The sequence below is a fragment of the Pseudomonas sp. MD330_10 genome (assembly GCF_042610415.1).
GTDB lineage: Bacteria > Pseudomonadota > Gammaproteobacteria > Pseudomonadales > Pseudomonadaceae > Aquipseudomonas > Aquipseudomonas rhodesiae.
On the sequence record NZ_JBHGZU010000001.1, the window covers coordinates 518,253 to 540,834 of the forward strand.

At 61.2% G+C, this 22,582-nt stretch carries 26 protein-coding genes; 11 read left to right on the forward strand and 15 right to left on the reverse strand.

Annotation, left to right across the window (positions count from 1 at the left end):
* Window positions 1–6: 6 nt before the first annotated feature.
* Window positions 7–819: a bifunctional DNA-formamidopyrimidine glycosylase/DNA-(apurinic or apyrimidinic site) lyase gene (gene mutM, locus ACFZPT_RS02385; RefSeq protein WP_379554921.1), complete on the forward strand. Its 813-nt coding sequence runs from the start codon at window positions 7–9 to the stop codon at window positions 817–819.
* A gap of 121 nt (window positions 820–940) precedes the next feature.
* Here the strand turns inward: mutM and ACFZPT_RS02390 are convergent, their stop codons facing one another.
* From ACFZPT_RS02390 to ACFZPT_RS02410, 5 genes are all read right to left on the reverse strand, one after another.
* Window positions 941–1,192: a YfhL family 4Fe-4S dicluster ferredoxin gene (locus ACFZPT_RS02390; protein ID WP_034101300.1), complete on the reverse strand. Its 252-nt coding sequence runs from the start codon at window positions 1,190–1,192 to the stop codon at window positions 941–943.
* 102 nt (window positions 1,193–1,294) lie between these two features.
* Window positions 1,295–1,774: a pantetheine-phosphate adenylyltransferase gene (gene coaD, locus ACFZPT_RS02395; RefSeq protein WP_003176711.1), complete on the reverse strand. Its 480-nt coding sequence runs from the start codon at window positions 1,772–1,774 to the stop codon at window positions 1,295–1,297.
* 103 nt (window positions 1,775–1,877) lie between these two features.
* A complete protein-coding gene (locus ACFZPT_RS02400; RefSeq protein WP_379554920.1) occupies window positions 1,878–3,473 on the reverse strand; it encodes a GMC family oxidoreductase N-terminal domain-containing protein in 1,596 nt (531 codons plus the stop codon).
* Window positions 3,474–3,510: 37 nt separating this feature from the next.
* Window positions 3,511–4,056 (reverse strand): hypothetical protein, encoded by a 546-nt coding sequence (locus ACFZPT_RS02405; RefSeq protein ID WP_034115368.1) that lies wholly within the window; start codon window positions 4,054–4,056, stop codon window positions 3,511–3,513.
* A gap of 28 nt (window positions 4,057–4,084) precedes the next feature.
* The gene (locus ACFZPT_RS02410) at window positions 4,085–5,512 is read right to left on the reverse strand and encodes a coniferyl aldehyde dehydrogenase (RefSeq protein WP_379554919.1); all 1,428 of its coding nucleotides are present in this window, start codon (window positions 5,510–5,512) and stop codon (window positions 4,085–4,087) included.
* Window positions 5,513–5,658: 146 nt separating this feature from the next.
* On the opposite strand from ACFZPT_RS02410, the gene ACFZPT_RS02415 reads away from it, so the two are divergent.
* A complete protein-coding gene (locus ACFZPT_RS02415) occupies window positions 5,659–6,330 on the forward strand; it encodes a TetR/AcrR family transcriptional regulator (protein ID WP_034101297.1) in 672 nt (223 codons plus the stop codon).
* A 33-nt stretch (window positions 6,331–6,363) separates the two neighbouring features.
* Complete coding sequence (locus tag ACFZPT_RS02420) at window positions 6,364–7,218, forward strand: sulfurtransferase (protein WP_034101296.1); 855 nt, start codon at window positions 6,364–6,366, stop codon at window positions 7,216–7,218.
* A gap of 12 nt (window positions 7,219–7,230) precedes the next feature.
* Here the strand turns inward: ACFZPT_RS02420 and ACFZPT_RS02425 are convergent, their stop codons facing one another.
* From ACFZPT_RS02425 to ACFZPT_RS02440, 4 genes are read right to left on the reverse strand one after another with little or no spacing between them, the layout of a single operon-like run.
* Complete coding sequence (locus tag ACFZPT_RS02425) at window positions 7,231–8,226, reverse strand: hydrolase (RefSeq protein ID WP_034101295.1); 996 nt, start codon at window positions 8,224–8,226, stop codon at window positions 7,231–7,233.
* Window positions 8,227–8,283: 57 nt separating this feature from the next.
* The gene (gene rsmD, locus ACFZPT_RS02430; protein ID WP_034101294.1) at window positions 8,284–8,901 is read right to left on the reverse strand and encodes a 16S rRNA (guanine(966)-N(2))-methyltransferase RsmD; all 618 of its coding nucleotides are present in this window, start codon (window positions 8,899–8,901) and stop codon (window positions 8,284–8,286) included.
* Window positions 8,901–10,391, reverse strand: a complete 1,491-nt coding sequence (locus ACFZPT_RS02435; RefSeq protein ID WP_034115366.1) for a pitrilysin family protein — start codon at window positions 10,389–10,391, stop codon at window positions 8,901–8,903. Before ACFZPT_RS02435 ends, rsmD begins: the two co-directional genes overlap by 1 nt.
* A complete protein-coding gene (locus ACFZPT_RS02440) occupies window positions 10,384–11,739 on the reverse strand; it encodes a pitrilysin family protein (RefSeq protein ID WP_034115365.1) in 1,356 nt (451 codons plus the stop codon). The genes ACFZPT_RS02435 and ACFZPT_RS02440 overlap by 8 nt, the downstream gene beginning before the upstream one ends.
* Window positions 11,740–12,090: 351 nt before the next feature.
* Between ACFZPT_RS02440 and ftsY the strand changes: the two genes are divergently transcribed.
* The 4 genes from ftsY (at window position 12,091) to rpoH (ending at window position 16,138) form a co-directional block, all read left to right on the forward strand.
* On the forward strand, window positions 12,091–13,467 hold the full coding sequence (gene ftsY, locus ACFZPT_RS02445) for a signal recognition particle-docking protein FtsY (protein WP_034115364.1): 1,377 nt from the start codon (window positions 12,091–12,093) through the stop codon (window positions 13,465–13,467).
* On the forward strand, window positions 13,464–14,135 hold the full coding sequence (ftsE, locus tag ACFZPT_RS02450) for a cell division ATP-binding protein FtsE (protein WP_003176700.1): 672 nt from the start codon (window positions 13,464–13,466) through the stop codon (window positions 14,133–14,135). The genes ftsY and ftsE overlap by 4 nt, the downstream gene beginning before the upstream one ends.
* The gene (gene ftsX / locus ACFZPT_RS02455) at window positions 14,132–15,154 is read left to right on the forward strand and encodes a permease-like cell division protein FtsX (RefSeq protein WP_034101290.1); all 1,023 of its coding nucleotides are present in this window, start codon (window positions 14,132–14,134) and stop codon (window positions 15,152–15,154) included. The genes ftsE and ftsX overlap by 4 nt, the downstream gene beginning before the upstream one ends.
* A gap of 129 nt (window positions 15,155–15,283) precedes the next feature.
* On the forward strand, window positions 15,284–16,138 hold the full coding sequence (gene rpoH, locus ACFZPT_RS02460) for an RNA polymerase sigma factor RpoH (RefSeq protein WP_005792286.1): 855 nt from the start codon (window positions 15,284–15,286) through the stop codon (window positions 16,136–16,138).
* A 108-nt stretch (window positions 16,139–16,246) separates the two neighbouring features.
* On the opposite strand, the gene mtgA is transcribed toward rpoH, so the two are convergent.
* Window positions 16,247–16,969: a monofunctional biosynthetic peptidoglycan transglycosylase gene (gene mtgA, locus ACFZPT_RS02465; protein WP_034101288.1), complete on the reverse strand. Its 723-nt coding sequence runs from the start codon at window positions 16,967–16,969 to the stop codon at window positions 16,247–16,249.
* Between the two features lie 73 nt (window positions 16,970–17,042).
* On the opposite strand from mtgA, the gene ACFZPT_RS02470 reads away from it, so the two are divergent.
* The 4 genes from ACFZPT_RS02470 (at window position 17,043) to trmB (ending at window position 19,292) form a co-directional block, all read left to right on the forward strand.
* Window positions 17,043–17,423, forward strand: a complete 381-nt coding sequence (locus ACFZPT_RS02470; RefSeq protein ID WP_379554918.1) for a DUF423 domain-containing protein — start codon at window positions 17,043–17,045, stop codon at window positions 17,421–17,423.
* A 71-nt stretch (window positions 17,424–17,494) separates the two neighbouring features.
* Window positions 17,495–17,695, forward strand: coding sequence for a sulfur carrier protein ThiS (gene thiS, locus ACFZPT_RS02475; protein ID WP_034101286.1), 201 nt, complete (start codon window positions 17,495–17,497; stop codon window positions 17,693–17,695).
* Window positions 17,696–17,762: 67 nt separating this feature from the next.
* Entirely contained in the window at window positions 17,763–18,557 is a 795-nt protein-coding gene (locus ACFZPT_RS02480) for a thiazole synthase (RefSeq protein WP_034101284.1), read from the forward strand.
* A 9-nt stretch (window positions 18,558–18,566) separates the two neighbouring features.
* On the forward strand, window positions 18,567–19,292 hold the full coding sequence (gene trmB, locus ACFZPT_RS02485; RefSeq protein WP_034101282.1) for a tRNA (guanosine(46)-N7)-methyltransferase TrmB: 726 nt from the start codon (window positions 18,567–18,569) through the stop codon (window positions 19,290–19,292).
* A 77-nt stretch (window positions 19,293–19,369) separates the two neighbouring features.
* On the opposite strand, the gene ACFZPT_RS02490 is transcribed toward trmB, so the two are convergent.
* From ACFZPT_RS02490 to metW, 5 genes are read right to left on the reverse strand one after another with little or no spacing between them, the layout of a single operon-like run.
* A complete protein-coding gene (locus ACFZPT_RS02490) occupies window positions 19,370–19,693 on the reverse strand; it encodes a DUF3392 domain-containing protein (RefSeq protein WP_016972961.1) in 324 nt (107 codons plus the stop codon).
* Between the two features lie 17 nt (window positions 19,694–19,710).
* Window positions 19,711–20,913 carry a radical SAM family heme chaperone HemW gene (gene hemW, locus ACFZPT_RS02495; protein WP_034115362.1) on the reverse strand — a complete coding sequence of 401 codons (1,203 nt, stop codon included), beginning with the start codon at window positions 20,911–20,913 and terminating at the stop codon, window positions 19,711–19,713.
* The gene (gene rdgB, locus ACFZPT_RS02500; protein WP_034115361.1) at window positions 20,910–21,506 is read right to left on the reverse strand and encodes an RdgB/HAM1 family non-canonical purine NTP pyrophosphatase; all 597 of its coding nucleotides are present in this window, start codon (window positions 21,504–21,506) and stop codon (window positions 20,910–20,912) included. Before rdgB ends, hemW begins: the two co-directional genes overlap by 4 nt.
* A complete protein-coding gene (locus ACFZPT_RS02505) occupies window positions 21,503–21,937 on the reverse strand; it encodes a DUF4426 domain-containing protein (RefSeq protein WP_034101278.1) in 435 nt (144 codons plus the stop codon). Before ACFZPT_RS02505 ends, rdgB begins: the two co-directional genes overlap by 4 nt.
* 21 nt (window positions 21,938–21,958) lie before the next feature.
* Window positions 21,959–22,579, reverse strand: a complete 621-nt coding sequence (gene metW, locus ACFZPT_RS02510; protein WP_034101277.1) for a methionine biosynthesis protein MetW — start codon at window positions 22,577–22,579, stop codon at window positions 21,959–21,961.
* Window positions 22,580–22,582: the final 3 nt, after the last annotated feature.

The following is a 22,582-nucleotide window of genomic DNA, read 5'->3' on the forward strand; positions in this document are numbered from 1 at the left end:
GCGTACATGCCCGAGTTACCTGAAGTCGAAACCACCCGACGCGGGATCGCCCCGCACCTGGAGGGGCAGCGCGTCAGCCGTGTGGTGGTGCGCGAGCGGCGTCTGCGCTGGCCGATTCCCGAAGACCTGGATGTGCGCCTCTCCGGGCAGCGCATCGTGCTGGTGGAACGGCGTGCCAAGTACCTGTTGATCAATGCCGAAGTGGGCACCCTGATCAGCCACTTGGGCATGTCCGGTAATTTGCGTCTGGTGGAAACCGGCATGCCGGCGGCCAAGCATGAGCATGTGGACATCGAACTCGAATCCGGCCTGGCCCTGCGCTACACCGACCCGCGGCGTTTCGGCGCGATGCTCTGGAGCCAGGACCCGCACAACCACGAGCTGCTGCTGCGCCTGGGGCCGGAACCGTTGACCGACCTGTTCGACGGCGAGCGCCTGTTTCAACAGTCGCGCGGCAAGTCCATGGCGGTCAAGCCGTTCATCATGGACAACGCGGTGGTGGTGGGTGTGGGCAATATCTATGCGACGGAAGCGTTGTTTGCGGCGGGGATCGATCCGCGTCGCGCGGCCGGCGGCATTTCACGCGGGCGTTATTTAAAACTCGCGATCGAGATCAAGCGCGTGCTGGCGGCGGCCATTGAGCGCGGCGGCACGACGTTGCGGGATTTCATTGGTGGCGACGGGCAGCCGGGGTACTTCCAGCAGGAACTGTTCGTCTACGGCCGAGGCGGCGAGGCGTGCAAGATCTGCGGGACTGAGCTGCGCAATGTGGTGCTGGGGCAGCGGGCCAGTGTGTTTTGCCCCAGGTGCCAGAGCTGATTGCTGGGTGACGGCTGGTATCGCTATCGGGGGCAAGCCCACTCCCACAGTTTGTGAATACATTCAAAAAATGTGAGAGGGGGCTTGCCCCCGATAAGGCCCTAACAGGCACTAAATGGGCTCAATTCTTAGCGGTAATCTTCCGGTACTTATCCATCAACTGCTCTTGCGTCTCCGGATGGGCTTCATCCAGCGGAATGCAATCGACCGGGCACACCTGCTGGCATTGAGGTTCGTCGTAATGGCCGACGCACTGGGTGCAGAGGTTGGGGTCAATCACGTAGATCTCTTCGCCTTGAGAGATTGCAGCGTTCGGACACTCGGGTTCGCAGACGTCGCAATTGATGCAATCGTCGGTGATGATCAGGGACATGGAAACTCCTGCCAGGGCCGTCAGCCAAGGCATCTGAAAACGAATGCGCGCAATTGTGCCGCATTGACGCCCGCAGTGCGAGCAGGCGCCGATTGAGCGGTCTTACTTCTTGAAGCGCAGCGTCAGCGCATCGGCCACGGCCGGATGCACGAACTTGGTGATATCCCCGCCCAATGCCGCGATTTCTCGGACCAACGTCGAGGAAATAAATGAATAACGCTCCGACGGCGTGAGGAACAGGCTCTCGACATCCGGCGCCAGTTGGCGGTTCATGTTGGCCAGTTGGAATTCGTATTCAAAGTCCGACACCGCACGCAGGCCACGCAAAAATACATTGGCGTTCTGCTCTTTGGCGAAGTGCGCCAACAACGTGGAGAAGCCGACGACTTCCACGTTAGGCAAATGCTTGGTGACCTCACGCGCCAGCTCCACGCGCTGTTCCAGGGGAAACAGCGGGTTTTTCTTGGGGCTGGCAGCGACCGCGATGATCACATGGTCGAACAAGCGAGAGGCGCGTTCGACCAGATCGCCATGGCCTTTGGTAATCGGGTCGAAGGTACCTGGGTACAACACTCGGTTCATCGCGTCGTCCTGGCGGAGTCCGTTGGGGAACCGGATGGTATCGCAGCCTTCCCGGTCGGCCAAGTCGACTTACGTAGATAAATGCCGTGAATCCTAGGTGTTTTCACGCCGTTTTCAGACGTTCGGCCAATGAAGTCGCCAGTTTCGCGGTCAATCCATACACCGACAATTGCGGGTTCGCCCCGATGCTGGTGGGGAATAATGAGCCATCGTGGATGGACAGATTGCGCAATTGGTGATGACGGCCAAGGCTGTCGGCCACGGCCATTTTGGGGTCTTCACCCATGGCGCAACCGCCCATCACGTGGGCGCTGCCCAGGCAGGTGCGGTGCAGTTTCAGGTTGAGGCCCTCGATCAGCGTGCGGGCTTCGGCCAGGGTTTTCACATAGCGTGCATCGTGATGCAGCGGTTTGACGGACTTGGCGCCCGCCGCGAACTGGATCTCGGCCATGCTCTGGAAGGCCCGGCGTAGACCGTCCCAGGCGTAGTCTGAGACCTGATAGTCAAGCACTGGCGTGCCGTCGCCGCGCAGTTCCACATTGCCGCCCGGGCTGTCAGGGTGGAAACCGTCGCGCAGCAACGCCAGCATCGCGTGGGTATTGGGCAACTGGCTCATATCCAGCGCATTCTGTGTGCCATAGCCGCCCAGCAGAGTGCTGGCCAGCGCCGGATGCAGCGGTGGCGCTTCGAGTTTGTAGGACATTTTACCGGTAGTGCCATCCTGCCATTGGAAATGGTCGGAGTAGATCGACTGCGGCGCGCCGTAGAACGGGTTGATCACCTCGTCGAACAGCGCCGCGGAGAAATTCACCAAGTGCAGAAAGGTCCGCTTGCCCAGCCGCGAATGTGGGTCCGGCGCGTCCGAACGCATTAGCAACGCCGGGCTGTTGATGCCGCCCCCGGCCAGTACATAGTGTTTGGCGTTGACCGTGATTTTGCGCCCTGTGGGTGCTACGCAGCGGGCGTCCATCGCCATGCATTCCAGGCTGCTGACGGTGTCGCCGCGGTATTTGAAATGCTCGGCGCGCGCCAGGTAGAGCAGCTCCCCGCCGCGTTCCAAGGTGGAGGGGATGGTGGTGACCAGCATCGATTGCTTGGCATTGACCGGGCAGCCCATGCCGCAATAACCCAAGTTAAAGCAGCCACGCACGTTGCGCGGGATCACATGCCAGCTGTAGCCGAGTTTTTCGCAGCCCTTGCGGATCACATCGTTGTTGGGGTTGGGCGGGACGGCCCACGGGGCGATGCCCAGGCGTTGCTCCATTTTTTCGAACCACGGCGCCATCTCGGCGCTGCTGTGGCCCTTGACCGCATATTCGCTGGCCCAGTGGGAAAGGGTCGCGTCCGGTGTACGAAAACTGGAGGTCCAATTGATCAGTGTCGTACCGCCCACCGCACGGCCCTGGAGGATGGTGATCGCCCCGTCCTTGCTCATGCGGCCAATGCCTTCCTGATACAGGCTGGTGTAGGCCTCGTCCTCAAGCAACTTGAAGTCGCTGCTGGTCTTGAGCGGGCCTTCTTCGATCAGCAGCACCTTGTAACCGGCCGCGCTGAGGATTTCAGCAGTGGTGCCGCCCCCAGCGCCGCTGCCGATGATCGCCACGTCGGCTTCCAGGGTCAGGTCTTGATCGAGGGCGCTGCCATTGTGGGTTTTCCAGCCACGGGCCAGGCCTTCGCGGAACAGATCGGGTACGGGCATCAGGGTCATCTCTTGTTTTTATTGTGGGGGATGCGGATCAGATCTTCGGCGGCCCGGGGTAGCCGCAATGGGCCCAGGACACCGGCTGGAAGTACCAGGCCATGATCACCAGCTTGAGCAGCGAGCCCTGGCCCATGCGGAGCAGGTTCAGGTAACTGTTTTCCCAGCGCTGCAGAAAGTGGCGGATCTGTTCAGCGCTGGCGTTTTCCCAACTGCCCCAGATTCCGGTGAGCGGGCCGCGAGTGAGGCCCAGGCTCAGCACGTCGAACAATTGCTGGGTGAGCTTGAACATTTCCGGCGACAGGTGCTGCAGACTGAAGTCGAGTTTTTTCAGAGTGCCGTCGATGCCGCTGGCGACCGCCTGGGCGCTGGCCACGCCCTCCAGTAAAACGGGGATTACCGCGCGCAAAAACGGCAGATCGCTGTTGCGCAGCATGGCAAAGCCGCTGGCCGGAGTGCTGCTGGAGCAGCCACTGAGGCTGGCGCCCAGCCCTGCTGTGGCCAGGAAGGCACTGGCGCACAGGCCGATTTTCAAGACGCCGCGCCGTGACAGCGCGGGGGAATCCGTGAGGCTAGGGTTCATTGTTGTTGTTATCCCGTAGGTGGCGGAATCAGCGGACGAACAGCCTCTGGATCAACTTCTGTATGGCCTTGCCGTAGGGCGGGTAGATCAGCTTCGCCGCGTTCAGACGTTGCTTGATCAGCACCCCCTTGGCCTTGCTGAACGTCAGGAAACCTTCGTGACCGTGGTAGTGGCCCATGCCCGAGGGGCCGATGCCGCCGAACGGCATATCGTCCTGGGCGACGTGCAGCAGGGTGTCGTTCAGGCACACGCCACCGGAATGGGTTTCGTGCAGCACGCGCTGTTGTTCGCCCTTGTTGTAGCCGAAGTAATACAGCGCCAGCGGGCGAGGCCGTTGGTTGATGTAGGCAAAGGCCTGATCGATGCCGCGATACGGCACGATCGGCAGCACCGGACCGAAGATTTCGTCCTGCATCACGGTCATGTCGTCGCTGACGTTAAGGAGCAGGCTGTGAGGCATTCGTCGCGCCTGGCCTTGGTCGTACAGCGGAATCAGGGTGGCGCCCTTGTCTGTGGCGTCCTTGACGTAGGCGTTGAGCCTGGCCAGTTGTCGCTCATTGATAATCGCGGTGTAGTCCGGGTTGTCGGCCAGCGTGGGATAAAACCCGCGAACGGCGTTGCTGTAAGCCTCGACAAACCCCTCGACGCGGTCTTCTGGCACCAGCACGTAATCCGGCGCCACGCAGGTCTGCCCGGCGTTTAGCGCTTTGCCGAAGGCGATGCGTTCGGCTGCGTCCTTGAGCGGTACATCCGTGGAAACGATGGCGGGCGATTTGCCGCCCAGTTCCAGGGTCACCGGCGTGAGGTGTTCCGCCGCCGCGCGCATTACATGCTTGCCGATACTGGTGGCGCCGGTGAAGAGCAAGTGATCGAAGCGCAGCCGGGAAAACGCGATCCCCATATCGGCCTCGCCGAGCACCACGCACACCAGGTCTTCGGGGAAGATTCTCGCCAGCAACGTCTTGAGCAGTTGCCCGGTGGCAGGCGTGGATTCACTGAGCTTGAGCATGACCCGGTTACCGGCCGCCAACGCGCCGACCAACGGGCCGATGGCCAGGTACAGCGGGTAGTTCCACGGCACGATGACGCCCACCACTCCCAACGGCTGATAGATGACTTTGGCTGACGCCGGTTGGAAGGCAATGCCTACGGCGCGTCGGGATGGTTTCATCCAACGCTTGAGGTGTTTGCTGGCGTAGTGAATGCCATGCAGGCTGGGCATCAGTTCGGCGAAGAGGGTTTCGTCGGCACTGCGGTGGCTGAAGTCCTGGCTGATCGCATCGATCAACGCCTGGCGTTCATTGCTGAGCAGATCCCGCAGGGCTTTGAGCCATTGTTGACGCTGCGCAGCCGGCGGCATGGGATTGGCAGCGTAGGCACGCTGCTGTGCGTCGAACAGACCCTGGAGTTGATCCAGTGCCTGAGAATCTTGCAGGTAGGCAACGTTGGCAGACATGGCGCAGTACCGGTTGTTATTGGTCTGCGTGGATTTTTAGAGTCATTACTCTAAATTGTCAAATAACATTGCAGCAACATGATGGATTTATCCAGGCCGGGATAGCCCGTAAGATGCTCCATCCCGTGTATAGAAGCTGATCCCCTATGGCACCACGAGTAAAGACCAGCGAGCGCATTGTGCAAACCAGCCTGGAGCTTTTTAACCAGCAGGGCGAGCGCAGTATCAGCACCAACCATATCGCCGCCCATATGGAAATTTCGCCGGGCAACCTGTACTACCACTTCCCCAACAAGCAGGCGATCATCGCCGTGCTGTTTCGCGAGTACGAAGCGCTGGTGGACAGTTTCCTGCGTCCGCCCCAAGGGCGTGCGATGCAGGTGGAGGATAAGCGTTTCTACCTGCAAGCCGTATTGGCCGGCATGTGGCGCTATCGTTTCCTGCACCGCGACCTTGAGCACCTGCTGGAAAGCGACCCGGAATTGGCCACTGGCTATCGGCGTTTTTCCCAGCGTTGCCTGATCCAGGGCGGCGCTATCTACCAGGGGTTTGTCGATGCCGGCATTCTCAATATGGACCCGGTGCAAACCGAAGCCCTGACCCTGAATGCCTGGATTATCCTCACTTCCTGGGTGCGTTTTTTGTGCACCACCAATGAGAATTCTGCCCATCTGAGTGCCGAAGCGATCAAGCGCGGGGTGTACCAGGTGCTGGTGCTGGAGGCCGGCTTCGTCACGCCCCAGGCGAAAGACGCGGTGGACGCACTGTTCAAAGAATTTTACGTGCCGTTGAATCAGGCACTGGAAGAAGTGAAGTAGGCCCTTTCTCGAATCTGTTTACAGGAGTCCGCCATGCCGCTTGCCCAACTGATCAGCCCCCAGCAATTAGCCGAGCGCCGCAAGGCCGGAGGTTTGGTAATCCTGGATTGCCGTTTCGCCCTGGAAGACCCGGAATACGGGCGTTGCAGCTATGCCGAAGGCCATATCGAGGGCGCGCAATATGCCGATCTTGAGCGCCACCTCAGCGGTCAGGTGGTAAGAGGCGTGACCGGCCGCCACCCTTTGCCGGCGGCGGACACCTTCGCCGAGCAACTGCGGGCCTGGGGCATCAGTGCCGACACTGATGTCGTGCTGTACGACGACGGCCCCGGCGCTTATGCCGCGCGGGCATGGTGGCTGCTGGCCTGGCTGGGCAAGCGCGACGGCGTATCCATTCTGGATGGCGGCCTCAAGGCTTGGCACAGCGCCGGGTTCCCATTGAGCCTTGACGTGCCGGTAACCGAACCGGGGAGCTTTGTCGGCCAGCCGGACAATCATCTGCTGCTGGACGCCGAACACCTGCAAAAACGCCTGGGCCAGCCGGGCATGACCTTGATCGATGCCCGCGCCCCCGCGCGTTTTCGCGGCGAAGTCGAACCCATCGACCCAATTGCCGGGCATATTCCCGGCGCGCAGTGCGCGGCATTCAATGAAAACCTCGGCAGCGACGGGCGCTTTCTGCCAGCGGAACAACTCAAGCAACGCTTCGCTGCGCAGTTGCAGGGGCGCTCGCCGGAAGAACTGGTGGCCTATTGCGGTTCGGGGGTGACGGCGTGCCACAACCTGTTCGCCCTGAGCCTGGCGGGTTATCCACTGGGTAAGTTGTATGCGGGGTCGTGGAGCGAGTGGATCACCGATTCGAAACGGGCGATTGCTACGGGCGATTGACCGCCCACTCGTTTAGCCGTGTTGTGCCAATAGCCATTGAGGTATTCGACGCTCCAGGTAGTAGCCGGGGCGTTTCAGTGAGCCATCGACAAAGCCCACATGGCCACCCTTGGTCGTTAGCTCAAACTCGGTGCAATCCGATAGCTCGCTGGCCTCAGGCAAGCTATGGGCAAACACGAACGGGTCATCGGCGGCCTGGATAATCAGGGTTGGGGTGCGGATGCCGCCCAGATAGTAACGGCTCGACGCGCGGCGGTAATAATCCTCGGCACTCAGAAAACCGTGCAGCGGCGCGGTGACCCGGCCGTCGAAGTCCCAAAACGTGCGCATCTTCTCCAGCGAGCCGAGGGCCTCCAGGGTTTTCAATCCCTCCACCTGGCCATCCTGTAGGAAGCGGCGTTGCTTGAGGCGGATATACGTGAGCATTTCGCGCATGAAGTGCTTCTGATACACCCGCGAAAACCCCAGCCCGATGCGATCGGCGCACTGATCCAGGCGAAACGGCACCGACACCGCCGCTGCGCCTTGCAGGCCGGACATTTCCCCTGTTTCCCCTAAATGCTTGAGCAACACGTTGCCACCCAGGGAGTAACCCACCGCGTACAAGGGCGCCAACGGTCGCTTGGCGCGCAGGTGTGTAATGGTCGCCGCGAGGTCTTCGCTGGCGCCGGAGTGGTAGCTGCGCGCTAACAGGTTCGGCTCGCCGGAGCAGCCCCGCCAGTTCAGCGCGACGCTGGCCCAGCCCTGGCCGGCGAGGACTTTCTGCAAGCCCGCGACATAGGGGGAGTTGGATGAGCCGGTCAACCCATGCAGCACCAGCACCAGCGGCACGTGTGCGTCGTGAGGGCCGTGCCAGTCAAGGTCGAGAAAGTCGCCGTCGTCCAGCCACAGACGCTCGCGTTGGCGCTCAATGTGGGTTGTGGGGCGCAACAGCGGCCCCCACAGTGTTTGCAGGTGGGGGTTGCCGAGGCCGAAGGCGGGGGTAAACAGGTCGGAGGTCGGTGTCATGAAACTCTCAGTCTGTGGCGAGCCTGCCCGCCACAAGAATCCGCGTGCTGAAAAACATTAAGCGCCGCTTTCGACCAACCGATGCCACAACGCGTAAAACACCCGCCCGGATTTTTGCTCCCGATGCAGGCGCCATGCGCCAGGCAGGCCCAGGGTAGAGGGTGCGGTTTCGCTTTCAGTGTAGATCCACGCATCGGCTGCCAGCCATTGGCGCTCTTCCAGCAGCGCGCACACGGTGGGCAACAGGTTCTGGTTGAACGGTGGGTCGAGGAATACCACGTCGTATTCACTGGCGGGCTGGGTTTCCAGATAGCGCAGGGCGTCGGCGGTTTGCACCTGACCATTGGTGCAGCGCAGGGTGCCCAGATGCTCCTTGAGGCTGGACACCGCGACGTTGCTGGCGTCCAGCGCCTGGGCCTGGGCGGCGCCACGGGACAACGCTTCCAGGAACAACGCGCCGCTGCCGGCGAACGGGTCCAGCACCTTGGCCCCGCCGATGTAGGGTGCGAGCCAGTTGAACAGGGTTTCGCGCACGCGATCCGGTGTTGGGCGCAGGCCCACCACGTCGGGGAAGCTCAGCTTGCGGCTGCCCCACTCACCGCCAATGATGCGCAATTGGCCCACACCGTTATGTACGTTGTGGACAGGTTTTTTCGGGCGAGATGAACTGGCCATTAATGCTCCGGGACCCCGAGCGGCTGCTCGGCGGGTTTATCAGTAGGGGGCGGTAGTGGCTTCTGCGCAATGGTCGGGCCGGCGGTCACGATGACCATCTTGTCGGCGCTCAAGTGTTTGTTCAGCGCAGCCTTGACCTGCTCTACGGTCAAAGCCTGGGATTGTTTCATGAAATCTTCCAGATAGCTCAGCGGCAGGTTGTAGAAACCCATCGCCCCCAGCTGGCCGACGATATCGGCGTTGCTCGCGGTCGAGAGCGGGAAGCTGCCGGCCAGCTCGCGCTTGGCGTCATCCAGCTCCTTCTGGGTCGGGCCGGTCTTGAGGTAATCGGCCAGCACTTGCTCCACCAGACGCAGGGTGCCGCCGCTCATTTCGGCGCGGGTCTGCAGGTTGATCATGAACGGGCCACGCACCTGCATCGGCGAGAAACCGGAGTACACGCCATAGGTCAGGCCGCGCTTCTCGCGTACTTCGCTCATCAAGCGTGTGCCGAAACCGCCGCCACCGAGGATCTGGTTGCCCAGGGACAAGGCTGCGTAGTCCGGATCGGCCCGGTCGATGCCCAGTTGGGCGAGCAGCAGATGAGTCTGTTTAGATGGGAACTCGATGTGGCTCAGGCCGGCCTTGGGCTCGGTGGGCTGGGCGATTTTCGGCAGGGCAGGGCCCTTGGGCAGCGAGGCGGACACCTTGGCGGTCATGGCTTCGGCTTCGGTGCGGGACAAGTCGCCCACTACCGCAATCACCGCATTACCGGCGGCATAAGCTTTGGCGTGAAAGGCCTGCAACTGCGCCAGGGTGATGTTCGGCACGCTTTCTGGCGTGCCTTCACTGGCATGGGCATACGGATGATTGCCATATAGACGCTTGAACAACTCAAGGCTCGCCAGTTTGGCGGGGTTCTGCTTCTGATACTCGAAGCCGGCGAGGATCTGGTTCTTGATGCGCGCCAGGGAATCGGCCGGGAAAGTCGGTTGACCGATCACCTGGTCGAATAGCGCCAGGGCGGCATCGCGCTTGGCACTGTCGCTGAGGCTGCGCAGGGACACCAGCGCCATGTCGCGGTAGGCGCCATTGCCGAAGTCGGCACCCAGGCCTTCAAAACCACTGGCGATCTGGCTGACATCCTTGCCCGGCACGCCTTCGTTGAGCATGGCGTTGGTCATCAACGCCAGACCTGGCACGTCACCGTCCTGGCTGCTGCCGGCGGCGAACAGGATGCGCATGTCGAACATGGGCAGTTCATGGGCTTCGACGAACAGCACTTTGGCGCCTTCGGCGGTGGTCCAGGTCTGCACATCCAGCTTGCGGTTGGTCGGCGCCTTGCCGTCCAGTTCTGCCAGGGATTGCAGCTTGTTGGCCGATTGCGCTTGATCCAGCGCCTGGCTGGCAACCGACTCGCTGGGCCGCAGGAAGTACACGGCGCTCGCGGCGATCAAGGTAACGGCGATCAAGCCGGGCAGAATCAGACGGCTGCTTTTGCGATCACTCATGAGCGGTCTCCTCGGGCAGAACATGGGCGACGCTCAAACGTTCGCGGGTGAAGTAGGTGCGGGCGGCTTTCTGGATGTCTTGCGGGGTCACGCTTTGCAGGTCGGCGAGTTCGCTGTCCATGAGTTTCCATGACAGCCCCACCGTCTCCAGGGAGCCTATGGCCGTGGCCTGGCTGGTGATGGAGTCCCGCTGATAGACCAGGCCGGCGATGACCTGGGCACGGATGCGTTCCAGTTCTTCAGCGGTCGGCGGTTTGGCTTTCAATTCGTCCAGCAGGCGCCACAGGCCGGCCTCGACTTGGGCGATGGTCTTTTTCTTCTGCTGGTTCGGCGTGGCCGAGAGGGTGAATAGGGTGTCGCCACGGGTATAGGCGTCGTAATTGGTAGAGGCGGCGGATACCAGCTCTTCGCCACGTTCCAATTGCTCGGAAATACGCGCGCTATAGCCGCCATCCAGCAGAGCCGAGATCAGGCGCAGGGCCTGCACCGAGCGTTTGTCCTCGGCAGTGGCGAGGCCGGGTACGTTAAAGCCGAGGATTACGCTTGGCAGTTGGGTCTGCACACGCATTGTCAGTAGGCGCTCGCCGGGTTCGGCCAGCTCCATGGGGATCTTGGCTGGTGGCACGTCACGTTTGGGGATCGGGCCGAAGTAGCGTTGGGCCAGGTTCTTCACCTCGTCCGGAGTCACGTCGCCGACCACCACCAGGGTAGCGTTATTGGGCACATACCAGGATTGGTACCAGTGACGCAGCTCTTCGACCTTCATGCGCTCCAGGTCTGCCATCCAGCCGATGGTCGGCGTGTGGTAACCGCTGGCCGGGAAAGCCATCGCCTTGAAGCGTTCGAAGGCTTTGGACATCGGGTTGTCGTCGGTGCGCAGGCGGCGCTCTTCCTTGATCACCTCGATCTCGCGGCTGAATTCGTCGGCCGGCAAGCGCAGGCTGGCCATGCGGTCCGCTTCCAACTCGAAGGCCACGCCCAGGCGGTCGCGGGCCAGCACTTGGTAGTAGGCGGTGTAGTCATCGCTGGTAAACGCATTTTCTTCGGCGCCGAGGTCGCGCAGGATCAGCGAGGCTTCGCCCGGGCCGACCTTGGCGCTGCCCTTGAACATCATGTGCTCCAGAGCGTGGGACAAACCGGTCTGGCCCGGGGTTTCATAGCTTGAGCCGACCTTGTACCAAACCTGGGAAACCACCACCGGCGCGCGATGGTCTTCGCGTACGACCACCTTGAGGCCGTTATCGAGGGTGAATTCATGGGTCGGTTGTGGATCGGCAGCCAAGGCTGAAAGAGGCAGACAAACTGTGCTGAACAGCAGGCCTGCGGCGCGGCGGGCGAGAGCATTCATTCGTTTTTTAACCTGTTGGGCGGCCCGCTTGGTCTTAGCGTCGGCGGGCGAGGAGGTGCTAGGATACTGATCCGATTTAACGACGGCCACGGCTATCAGGCTCGGGGTGTTTACGACGCCTCGTATGTAGCCGTAGGAAACATGGAATAAGCAGTGGTTTTCCCTGAAGTTATTCTATTTTTCGCCGATTATGTGTCGCTAAAGCCCTGTATTGAATCGTTTTCCTGAGGCTTTATTTGGCCTTACAAAATGTTGCGCATGAACAAGCGGGCGTTAAAGCAGTCTGTTCTGCATCGAATTTTATTTACCGAGGCGCCCTGGCGCGTCGCTACTTTGAGATAGCCGTCCTCCATGTTTGGTTCCAACGACGACAAGAAGACCCCAGCTGCGGCTGGCGAGAAAAAAGGCCTGTTCGGATGGCTGCGCAAAAAGCCGCGGGAAACCGTCGTCGAACAGCCCCAGGTTCAACCTGAGCCTATTCCCGAGCCTCTTATAGAAGCCGCACCGGTTGCCGAGACACCGGCGCCCGTGGTGTTGCCTCTGGCCGAGCCGGTATTGCAGCCGGTGGTCGAAGCGGCGCCGGAGCCAGAGCCAGAGCACAAGCCGTGGCCGGAACTGCCGGTGGCCGAGGAGCCTGTTGCGCTGGTCGACGATGTGCAGGCTGAGCATGTGGTGCCGCCGATTCCGCCGGTGATCGAGCCCGAGCTGCAACCTGTGGTCGTCGAGCCGACGCCCGCTGCGGTGCCAGTGCAGGAGGTCGCGCCTGCGGTCATTGCCCCGGCGCCCGCCGAAACCAGCAAGACCGGTTTCTTTGCCCGCCTCAAGCAGGGCCTCAGCAAGACCAGCGCCAGTATCGGCGAAGGCATGGCTAGCCTGTTCCTGGGCCGAAAGACCATCGATGACGAACTGCTCGAAGACATCGAGACCCGTCTGCTGACCGCCGACGTCGGCGTCGAAGCCACTGCGGTGATCATCCAAAGCCTGACCCAGAAGGTCGCGCGCAAACAGTTGACCGACGCCGACGCGCTCTACAAGTCTCTGCAGGCCGAACTGGCCGCGATGCTCAAACCGGTCGAAGCGCCGCTGGTGATCACGCCGAACAAGCCGTTCGTGATTCTGGTGGTAGGCGTCAACGGCGCCGGTAAAACCACCACCATTGGCAAGTTGGCCAAGAAGCTGCAGTCGGAAGGCAAAAAGGTCATGCTCGCCGCCGGCGACACTTTCCGCGCCGCTGCCGTGGAGCAACTGCAAGTCTGGGGTGAGCGCAATAAGATCCCGGTCATTGCCCAGCACACCGGCGCCGATTCCGCGTCGGTAATCTTCGATGCTGTGCAGGCCGCCAAGGCCCGTAACATCGATGTGCTGATTGCCGATACCGCCGGTCGCCTGCACACCAAAGACAACTTGATGGAAGAGCTGAAAAAAGTGCGTCGCGTGATCGGCAAGCTCGATGCCGACGCGCCCCATGAAGTGCTGCTGGTGCTGGACGCCGGCACGGGCCAGAACGCTATCAGTCAGGCCAAGCAGTTCAACCAGACGGTGCAATTGACCGGCCTGGCCTTGACCAAGCTTGATGGCACGGCCAAGGGCGGCGTGATCTTCGCCTTGGCCAAACAGTTCGGGTTACCGATTCGCTATATCGGTGTCGGTGAGGGTATCGACGACTTGCGCACCTTTGAAGCCGAACCCTTTGTCCAGGCACTGTTTGCCGAGCGGGAGCGTTCATGATTCGATTCGAACAGGTCGGTAAACGCTATGCCAACGGGCATGTCGGCTTGCATGAGCTGAGCTTTCGAGTGCGTCGCGGCGAATTCTTGTTTGTGACCGGCCATTCGGGCGCGGGCAAAAGCACCCTGCTGCGCCTGCTGCTGGCCATGGAACGCCCGACCACCGGCAAGCTGCTGTTGGCGGGCCAGGATCTGGCCACCATCAGCAATGCGCAGATTCCTTTCCTGCGCCGCCAGATCGGCGTGGTGTTCCAGAATCATCAGTTGCTGTTCGATCGCACGGTGTTCAATAACGTCGCGTTGCCGTTGCAGATTCTCGGGTTGTCCAAGGCCGAGATCATCAAGCGCGTGGATTCGGCCCTGGAGCGCGTAGCGCTGTCGGACAAGACCGACCTCTACCCCGGCGACCTGTCCACCGGCCAGCAACAGCGCGTCGGTATCGCCCGCGCCATCGTCCACCGTCCGGCCTTGCTGCTGGCGGACGAACCTACCGGTAACCTCGATCCGCGCCTGGCCGCCGAGATCATGGGGGTGTTCGAGGACATCAACCGACTGGGCACCAGCGTGCTGATCGCCAGTCACGACCTGGCGCTGATCGCGCGCATGCGCCATCGCATGCTGACCTTGCAGCGCGGTCGTCTGATCGGTGACGGGGAGGCTGGCGTATGAGTGCAACACGCAGCCCCAAGGTTTCCGAACGCGTGGCCCCCAAGCCCGCCGACCCGCAACCGAAGAAGAAAAAACACGACGATGACGACGGGCCGGACTTCGGCACCCTGTTACGCGCGTGGATCGAAAGCCATCGCGCCAGCCTGCTGGACAGCCTGCGTCGCTTGGGCAAGCAACCGATCGGCAGCTTTTTCACCTGCCTGGTGATGGCCGTGGCCCTGAGCCTGCCGATGGGTTTGTCGCTGTTGCTCAATAATGTGGAGCGTCTGGGTGGTTCCTGGCAGCGCGCGGCGCAGATTTCGCTGTATCTGAATCTGGACGCCAGCGCCAAGGAGGGCGAAGCGCTGCGCGATGACATCAAGAATATGCCGGGCGTGGCGGATGCCGAGTACGTCAGCCGTGATCAGGCGCTTGAAGAGTTCCAGCAACAGTCCGGCCTGGGCGAGGCGCTCAAGGAGCTGCCGCAGAACCCGCTGCCGGGCGTTGTGCTGGTGACGCCGAACGAGGTCGACAAGACCGCCCTTGAAGCCCTGCGACAAAAACTCGCAGAACTGCCCAAGGTGCAACAAGCGCAACTTGATCTAGTCTGGGTAGAGCGCCTGGCCGCGATTCTCAAGCTGGGTGACCGGTTTGTGTTCGGTTTGACGGTGTTGTTGGTGTCTGCATTACTTTTGGTGATAGGTAATACCATTCGTCTTCATATTGAAAACCGTCGCACCGAGATAGAAGTGATTAAACTGGTCGGCGGCACGGACAGCTATGTGCGTCGGCCTTTTCTGTACATGGGCGCGCTTTATGGCTTCGGTGCAGGGATTTTGTCCTGGGGTGTGCTGGCGTTCGGGCTGAACTGGCTTAACGACGCGGTGGTCGGGCTTGCCGGGCTGTATGGCAGCGATTTCGCCCTGGCGGGCGTGCCGGTTGCCGATGGTCTGTCACTCTTGCTCGGCGCGGTATTGTTGGGGTATATCGGTGCGTGGATCGCGGTCGCACGGCATTTACGTGAGCTGGCACCGAAGTAGTTAATGTCAGATTAATGTGGTTTCGTTTGTATTGACCGTATCAGTGGTTTAGGGAACTTGTCCTACGGTTCCCGGTCAATTTTCGCAGTGCTGAACTGCACGAGTTATGTGAGTCGGAGGTTTTTTCGTATGACCACTTCTTTGCAACCTGCTTATGCCTTGGTCCCGGGTGCGAACCTGGAAGCCTATGTGCACACGGTCAACAGCATTCCATTGCTGACACCCGAGCAGGAGCGTGAACTGGCCGAGAGTCTCTACTATGAGCAGGATTTGGGGGCGGCTCGGCAGATGGTGCTCGCCCACCTGCGTTTTGTCGTACATATCGCCCGTAGCTATAGCGGCTACGGTCTGGCCCAGGCTGATCTGATCCAAGAAGGTAACGTCGGCCTGATGAAGGCGGTCAAGCGCTTCAACCCTGAAATGGGCGTGCGCCTGGTGTCGTTTGCCGTGCATTGGATCAAGGCGGAAATTCACGAGTTCATCCTGCGCAACTGGCGCATCGTGAAAGTCGCCACCACCAAGGCTCAGCGCAAGCTGTTCTTCAACCTGCGCAGCCAGAAAAAACGCCTGGCGTGGCTGAACAACGAGGAAGTCCACCGCGTGGCCGAAAGCCTCGGCGTGGAGCCCCGTGAAGTGCGCGAGATGGAAAGCCGTCTGACTGGCCATGACATGGCCTTTGACCCGGCCGCCGAAGCGGACGACGACAGCGCTTTCCAATCGCCGGCCAATTACTTGGAAGACCACCGGTACGACCCGGCGCGTCAGTTGGAAGATGCGGATTGGAGCGACAACTCCAATCACAACCTTCACGAAGCGCTGGAAGTGCTGGACGAGCGCAGCCGTGACATTCTTTACCAGCGCTGGCTGGCGGAAGAAAAAGCCACGCTGCACGACTTGGCGCAGAAGTACAACGTGTCGGCTGAGCGGATTCGCCAGCTTGAAAAAAGCGCGATGAACAAGCTGAAATTGTCCATCGCCGCTTAACAATGTAGGAGGGGGCTTGCCCCCGATGGCGGAGTGTCAGTCAACTTCTGTGTGACTGATCCACCGCCACCGGGGGCAAGCCCCCTCCCACATTTGTTCTGTGTTGAGTCAGTCGGACCAGGGAGCTTTGCGGGCGTTGTTCAGTTCCACCAGATAACCCTCTCCGCCCAACTGGCTCATCTGTTGTCGAATCCACGCCGCGCGCCGCGCCACGTACGCTGTTGGGTGACTGGCACTCCACACCCGAGGGTTGGGCAACACTGCCGCCAGATAACTGGCCTGCTGCCGCGATAACCCCTTGGCACTCACTCCAAAGTGATGGCGCGCCGCCGCTTCAACGCCAAACACCCCGTCGTCCCATTCCACGCTGTTGAGGTACACCTCAAGAATCCGTTGCTTGGGCCACAGCACCTCGATCAGTCCGGTAAACCACGCTTCCAGGCCTTTGCGCAGGTAACTACGGCCGGCCCAAAGGAACAGATTCTTCGACACCTGCTGGCTCAATGTGCTGGCGCCGCGTATCGAGCCGCCGCGCTCGTTGTGCGCTAATGCCGCTTGGATCGCGCCGAAATCAAAACCCCAGTGCTGTGGGAAACGTTGATCTTCGCCGGCCATCACCGCTACCTTGAGTTCGTCGGAGATCTCGTCCCATGGCACCCAGGTGCGCTGTAAGTCGATGGGTTCGCCATCGAACCACGACTCGATCTTGCGCTCCACCATCAGCGCAGTGAACGGCGGTGGGACGACACGGAACAGCAGCACCAGCAACACACTGCCAATGGCAAACCATTTCACGACTTTGAGTAAGCGACTGAAGAGGACACGCAGCATAGAGATGGCTTGGCCGAACCCGTTGAGCGGGCCATTATACAGACCCTGCCCGATGAGTCTGACTGGAGTTCCCATGCTGCGTAGTTTTCTGATGTTGGCTGCCTTTTTTGGCTTCACGGGCGTTGCCCTTGGCGCCTTCGCCGCCCATGGCCTGAAAAACCGCCTGAGCGCCGATTATCTGGCGATCTTCCACACTGGCGTAACCTACCAGCTGGTGCATACCCTGGCGCTGTTCGGCGTTGCTTTGCTGGCAGCTCACATTCCCGGTCGGCTGCTGACCTGGGCGGGCGTATCGTTTGTCGTCGGCATCCTGCTGTTCTCCGGCAGCTTGTATGTGCTGACCATGACCGGTATCAGCAAGCTCGGCATCATCACCCCCTTTGGTGGCCTGGCTTTCCTGCTTGGCTGGTTCTTTCTGGGCCTGGCTGCCTGGCGCATGCAACTGACCACTTGACGCTTGGAGCTGACCTTTGGTGGCCAATCGAGCTAGAATGCGGGCCCCTTAAAACGATGGCGGCCCGTGGCATGCGCATTCAGTTGAACGGCGAATCCTTTGAACTGCCCGACGGTGAAACCGTTGCGGCCCTGCTGACCCGCCTGGAGTTGACCGGGCGTCGCGTCGCAGTGGAACTCAACCAGGACATCGTCCCGCGTAGCCAGCACGAGGGCACCACGTTGAGCGACGGCGACCAGGTCGAAGTGGTTCACGCCATTGGCGGCGGCTAGTCGCCCCCTTGGCGCGATGGCGCCGTCCCGGATTCTGCAGAACCTCACCCCATTACGAGGATTTCCCATGAGCATCGTTCGTAACGACAAGCCCTTCGTCCTGGCCGGCCGCACCTACCAGTCCCGTCTGCTGGTCGGCACCGGCAAGTACCGCGACATGGAAGAAACACGCCTGGCCATCGAAGCCTCCGGTGCCGAAATCGTGACCTTCGCCGTACGCCGTACCAACCTCGGCCAGATCGAGGGCGAGCCGAACCTGCTCGAAGTGCTGTCGCCGGACCGCTACACCTTCTTGCCGAACACCGCCGGTTGCTACGACGCCGTCGAAGCCGTGCGCACCTGTCGCTTGGCCCGTGAGCTGCTCGATGGTCATAACCTGGTCAAGCTGGAAGTGCTGGCCGACCAGAAAACCCTGTTCCCCAACGTGATCGAAACCCTCAAGGCCGCCGAAACCCTGGTCAAGGAAGGTTTCGACGTGATGGTCTACACCAGCGATGACCCGATCATCGCGCGCCAATTGGCCGAGATCGGCTGTATCGCGGTGATGCCGCTGGCCGGCCTGATCGGTTCAGGCCTGGGGATCTGCAATCCCTACAACCTGCAGATCATCCTCGAAGAAGCCACGATCCCGGTATTGGTGGATGCGGGCGTTGGCACCGCCTCCGACGCGACCATTGCCATGGAATTGGGTTGCGACGCGGTGCTGATGAATTCGGCCATCGCCCATGCCCAGCAACCGATCATGATGGCCGAAGCCATGAACCACGCCATCGTCGCGGGCCGCCTGGCCTACCTCGCCGGGCGCATGCCGAAAAAACTCTATGCCAGCGCCTCTTCGCCGCTGGATGGTCTGATCAAGTAAGAGCCATTGATGACTGAATCACACGAAACGCCGAACACACCCGAAGCCGACGACGCGTCCAAGCACCGCCGCATCAAGAGTTTTGTGATGCGCGCCGGTCGCATGACCGAAGGCCAGCAAAAGGGCCTGGAGCAAGGTGCGCCGCTGTTCGTGCTGCCGCTTGCCGACGCGCCGGTGGACTATGACCAGGTGTTCGGCCGTTCGGCCCCGCGTTCCCTGGAGATCGGCTTCGGCATGGGGCATTCCTTGCTGGAAATGGCCGCCGCTGCGCCGGACCAGGATTTCATCGGCGTGGAAGTGCACCGTCCGGGTGTCGGCGCGCTGCTCAACGGCGTGCTAACCCAGGGCCTGACCAATCTTCGGGTGTACGACTGCGACGCGATCGAGGTGCTTAACCGCTGCATCGCCGACAATAGCCTCGACCGCTTGATGCTGTTCTTCCCCGATCCATGGCACAAAGCCCGTCACCACAAACGCCGCATCGTGCAGGCTTCCTTCGCGGAGCTGGTACGCAGCAAGCTGAAAGTGGGCGGCATCCTGCACATGGCCACCGACTGGGAGCCCTACGCGGAGTACATGCTGGAAGTGATGAACGTCGCCCCCGGCTACCGCAACCTGGCCGAAGACGGCAAATGCGTACCACGCCCGGCCGAACGCCCGATTACCAAGTTCGAACGCCGTGGCGAGCGGTTGGGGCATGGAGTTTGGGATTTGAAGTTCGAGAAGTTGGCGTAACTCACCACTGACTTGCAAGGCAACTCAATGTGGGAGGGGGCAAGCCCCTCCCACATTTTTTTGTGTTGGATTTGAGATCAGCGGCGATCCGCGACGACCCCAATCAACACCAGCACCACCACCAGCACCGGCGCCAGGCTGTAGTTGTTGAACTGGCTCAACCCGCGCACGATCCACGGGGTGGCGTAGATCAGCGCGGCGCCGCTGCCGATCATGCAGACCAGCGCCATCAAGGGCACGCGCAAGGCGCCGGCGATGCTGCCCAGGCGGGCTTCGACCCAGCCTTTGATGTCGGCGCCGAACAGCACCAGCAAGCAGCCGACCAGTGCCAGGGAGATTTCCGACAGGTTGCTGCGGCTCCAGCGGGATACGGTGGCGAGCAGGTCGAGTACCAAATCCATTCGAATTCCTTAGAGCGTCAGCTCAAAAACTTCTGCAACAGGTCATTGAGAAAGAGTTGCCCGCGGTCGGTCGCCGCCAGGCGTGACGGTTCGACCTGCATTAAGCCGCTTTGTTCTGCGTCGCGGCGCCCTTCGTCGAGGCTGGCCAGGTCCAGGCCTGTGCGCTCTGCGTAGAGCCTGGCGTCGACACCATCGGTGAGGCGCAGGGCGTTCATCAGGAACTCGAATGGCAGTTCTTCGTTGGTCAGCTCCTTCGCGCCGGCCTGGAAGTTTTTGGCCGGGTTGAGGTAGTCCTTCGGTGCGCGGGTTTTCCAGGTGCGCACGATGCGCCCATTCGGGTGGCTGAGCTTACCGTGGGCCCCGGCGCCGATGCCGATAAAGTCGCCAAAGCTCCAGTAGTTGAGGTTATGCCGCGCCGGGCGCCCCGGTTGGGCATAGGCCGACACTTCATATTGCGCGTAACCGTGTTCAGCCAGCAGGGCCTGGCCGGCTTCCTGGATATCCCACAACGTGTCATCTTCCGGCAGCGCCGGCGGCTGGTTCCAGAACACCGTATTGGGTTCCAGGGTCAGTTGGTACCACGACAAGTGCGTCGGTTTGAGCGCGATGGCCTGGCGCAGGTCGCTCAGGGCGTCATCCAGGGACTGATCGGGCAAGCCGTGCATCAGGTCCAGGTTGAAGTTATCGAAACCGGCCTGCCGCGCCATGCCGGCAGCGCGGATGGCCTCGTCGCCGTTGTGGATGCGGCCCAGGGCTTCGAGTTTGTCCTGCTGGAAACTCTGAATGCCGATGGACAAGCGGTTGATCCCCAGCTTGCGATAGGCCACGAACTTCTCTTGCTCGAAGGTGCCGGGGTTGGCCTCCAGGGTGATCTCGATATCCTCGGCGAACGGGATGCGCGCTTGCACGCCCTCCAGCAGACGGCCCAGTGCCGGCGCGCTGAACAGGCTTGGAGTGCCGCCGCCGAAAAAGATCGAGCTCAATTCTCGGCCATAGACCGCGTGCAGATCCTGGTCGAGATCGGCCAACAGGGCATCCACATATGCCTCTTCCGGCAACGCCGGGCCGGCGGTGTGGGAGTTGAAGTCGCAATAGGGGCACTTGCGCACGCACCACGGGATATGGATGTATAGCGCCAGGGGCGGCAGCACCGGCAGGGCCGCCCGAGGAGTTTGCGCGCCGCCGTGGATCAGCGGCTGCGCAGAGGTGTTCTGGGTCATTTCAGGCCCAGGCGCTGGCGCAGCAACGCCATGGCGCGGGCGCGATGGCTGATCTGGTTTTTGTCGGCCGGGCTCAGTTCGGCGCTGGAAACATTGCGCTCCGGCACCCAAAACAGCGGGTCATAGCCAAACCCATGCTCGCCACTGGCCGCGTGCAGGATGCGCCCGTGCCACAAGCCTTCGCAGAGGATCGGCAACGGGTCATCGGCGTGCCGTACCAGCGCCAGAACGCAGACGAATTGCGCGCCGCGCTCGGCATCCGGTACGTCCTTAAGGGCATCGAGCAGCTTGGCGTTGTTGGCCGCGTCGCCCTTGCCGTCGGCATAGCGCGCCGAGTAGATGCCCGGGGCACCGCCGAGGAAGTCCACGGCCAGGCCCGAGTCATCCGCCAGCGCCGGTAGGCCGGAGATGCGCGCCGCATTGCGGGCCTTGAGGATGGCGTTCTCGACGAACGACAGGCCGGTTTCTTCCGGCTCCACCTGGCTGAATTCACCAATCGAGCGCAGTTGCACGGATTTACCGAGCATCGCCTGCAGTTCTTTGAGTTTGCCGGCGTTATGGCTGGCCAGTACCAGTTGATTAAGGTTCATCATTCGGCCGGAAACAGTTCTTGGTTGAATTGGAAGCTATGCGCTTTGCCGCCGGTTTCAACGTTGATGGTGAAGGTCTTGTATTCCCGCTGGGTCACTGAGTACGGCGCGAGATAGTTGATGCCACCTTTTTCGTTGATCTGCTTGAAGGTGAGGATTTCGCTCTTGCCGCCCAAATCCTTGATGGTGCCCGTCACTTGCGCGGCCACCGGGGTGACGCCCTTGATCACCGTGACGTTGATCAGACCTTTCTCTTTGCTGCGGACCACGCCGATGTTCTGGGCGGTTTCCGGTTGCAGGAAGCTGGAGGTGAAGGTGTTGTAGTGGACGGTGATATCACCGAAGTCTTTCTTGCGATTAGCGTCGATAGCGTCTGCGGCCATGGCGCTGGCGCCCAGGCACGCGGTCAATAGAAATACAGCCAGGCGGCTCATGAGCGTCCCTCTTGAAAGTGATTAGACGGCAATTTTGTGGTCGGCCAGACCGGGGCTGCTGACCCGGTAGATGCCAATTTCGCCCAACAGGTTGGGCCATAGTTTACTCGCCCAGCCGTGACGGTGCTGTTGGTCGACGGCGAGGCGGTTGATCACCTTGGCTTCCCGCTCGCCGCACAGGGCTTCGAAGTCTTCGAAGGTGCAGAAGTGGATGTTCGGCGTGTTGTACCAGGTGTAGGGCAGGAAATCCGAAACTGGCATGCGGCCCTTGGTGGCCAGGTACCAGCGGCAGCGCCAGTGCCCGAAATTGGGGAAGGTGATGATGCACTGACGGCCCACGCGCAGCATTTCGTCGAGGATGCGGTCCGGGTAATGCACGGCTTGCAGGGCCTGGGTCATCACCACGATGTCGAAGCTGTTGCTGGCAAAGTTGCCCAGGCCCTTGTCCAGGTCCTGCTCGATCACGTTGATGCCTTTGGCCACGCACTCGGCGATGTTGTCCGGGTCGTTTTCCAGGCCGTAACCGGTGACTTGCTTGTTGTCCCGCAGCCAGCTCAGCAGTTCGCCATCACCGCAGCCCAGGTCGAGCACGCGGCTGCCGGCGGGTATCCAGTCTTGGATGATTTCCAGGTCGGCTCTCATGGC

Excerpts from the sequence above, each read along its gene's own strand:
- ACFZPT_RS02400 (WP_379554920.1), bottom strand. The coding sequence starts at position 3,473 with ATGCCCGTACCCGATCTGTTCCGCGAAGGCCTGGCCCGTGGCTGGAAA.
- hemW (WP_034115362.1), bottom strand. The coding sequence starts at position 20,913 with ATGACCCAGAACACCTCTGCGCAGCCGCTGATCCACGGCGGCGCGCAA.
- ftsX (WP_034101290.1), top strand. The coding sequence starts at position 14,132 with ATGAGTGCAACACGCAGCCCCAAGGTTTCCGAACGCGTGGCCCCCAAG.
- ftsE (WP_003176700.1), top strand. The coding sequence starts at position 13,464 with ATGATTCGATTCGAACAGGTCGGTAAACGCTATGCCAACGGGCATGTC.
- rdgB (WP_034115361.1), bottom strand. The coding sequence starts at position 21,506 with ATGATGAACCTTAATCAACTGGTACTGGCCAGCCATAACGCCGGCAAA.
- ACFZPT_RS02425 (WP_034101295.1), bottom strand. The coding sequence starts at position 8,226 with ATGACACCGACCTCCGACCTGTTTACCCCCGCCTTCGGCCTCGGCAAC.
- ACFZPT_RS02490 (WP_016972961.1), bottom strand. The coding sequence starts at position 19,693 with ATGGATTTGGTACTCGACCTGCTCGCCACCGTATCCCGCTGGAGCCGC.
- ACFZPT_RS02390 (WP_034101300.1), bottom strand. The coding sequence starts at position 1,192 with ATGTCCCTGATCATCACCGACGATTGCATCAATTGCGACGTCTGCGAA.
- mtgA (WP_034101288.1), bottom strand. The coding sequence starts at position 16,969 with ATGCTGCGTGTCCTCTTCAGTCGCTTACTCAAAGTCGTGAAATGGTTT.
- ACFZPT_RS02405 (WP_034115368.1), bottom strand. The coding sequence starts at position 4,056 with ATGAACCCTAGCCTCACGGATTCCCCCGCGCTGTCACGGCGCGGCGTC.
- ACFZPT_RS02415 (WP_034101297.1), top strand. The coding sequence starts at position 5,659 with ATGGCACCACGAGTAAAGACCAGCGAGCGCATTGTGCAAACCAGCCTG.
- ACFZPT_RS02505 (WP_034101278.1), bottom strand. The coding sequence starts at position 21,937 with ATGAGCCGCCTGGCTGTATTTCTATTGACCGCGTGCCTGGGCGCCAGC.
- ACFZPT_RS02435 (WP_034115366.1), bottom strand. The coding sequence starts at position 10,391 with ATGAGTGATCGCAAAAGCAGCCGTCTGATTCTGCCCGGCTTGATCGCC.
- ACFZPT_RS02470 (WP_379554918.1), top strand. The coding sequence starts at position 17,043 with ATGCTGCGTAGTTTTCTGATGTTGGCTGCCTTTTTTGGCTTCACGGGC.
- trmB (WP_034101282.1), top strand. The coding sequence starts at position 18,567 with ATGACTGAATCACACGAAACGCCGAACACACCCGAAGCCGACGACGCG.
- metW (WP_034101277.1), bottom strand. The coding sequence starts at position 22,579 with ATGAGAGCCGACCTGGAAATCATCCAAGACTGGATACCCGCCGGCAGC.
- ACFZPT_RS02440 (WP_034115365.1), bottom strand. The coding sequence starts at position 11,739 with ATGAATGCTCTCGCCCGCCGCGCCGCAGGCCTGCTGTTCAGCACAGTT.
- mutM (WP_379554921.1), top strand. The coding sequence starts at position 7 with ATGCCCGAGTTACCTGAAGTCGAAACCACCCGACGCGGGATCGCCCCG.
- ACFZPT_RS02420 (WP_034101296.1), top strand. The coding sequence starts at position 6,364 with ATGCCGCTTGCCCAACTGATCAGCCCCCAGCAATTAGCCGAGCGCCGC.
- ACFZPT_RS02410 (WP_379554919.1), bottom strand. The coding sequence starts at position 5,512 with ATGTCTGCCAACGTTGCCTACCTGCAAGATTCTCAGGCACTGGATCAA.
- rpoH (WP_005792286.1), top strand. The coding sequence starts at position 15,284 with ATGACCACTTCTTTGCAACCTGCTTATGCCTTGGTCCCGGGTGCGAAC.
- coaD (WP_003176711.1), bottom strand. The coding sequence starts at position 1,774 with ATGAACCGAGTGTTGTACCCAGGTACCTTCGACCCGATTACCAAAGGC.
- ftsY (WP_034115364.1), top strand. The coding sequence starts at position 12,091 with ATGTTTGGTTCCAACGACGACAAGAAGACCCCAGCTGCGGCTGGCGAG.
- rsmD (WP_034101294.1), bottom strand. The coding sequence starts at position 8,901 with ATGGCCAGTTCATCTCGCCCGAAAAAACCTGTCCACAACGTACATAAC.
- ACFZPT_RS02480 (WP_034101284.1), top strand. The coding sequence starts at position 17,763 with ATGAGCATCGTTCGTAACGACAAGCCCTTCGTCCTGGCCGGCCGCACC.
- thiS (WP_034101286.1), top strand. The coding sequence starts at position 17,495 with ATGCGCATTCAGTTGAACGGCGAATCCTTTGAACTGCCCGACGGTGAA.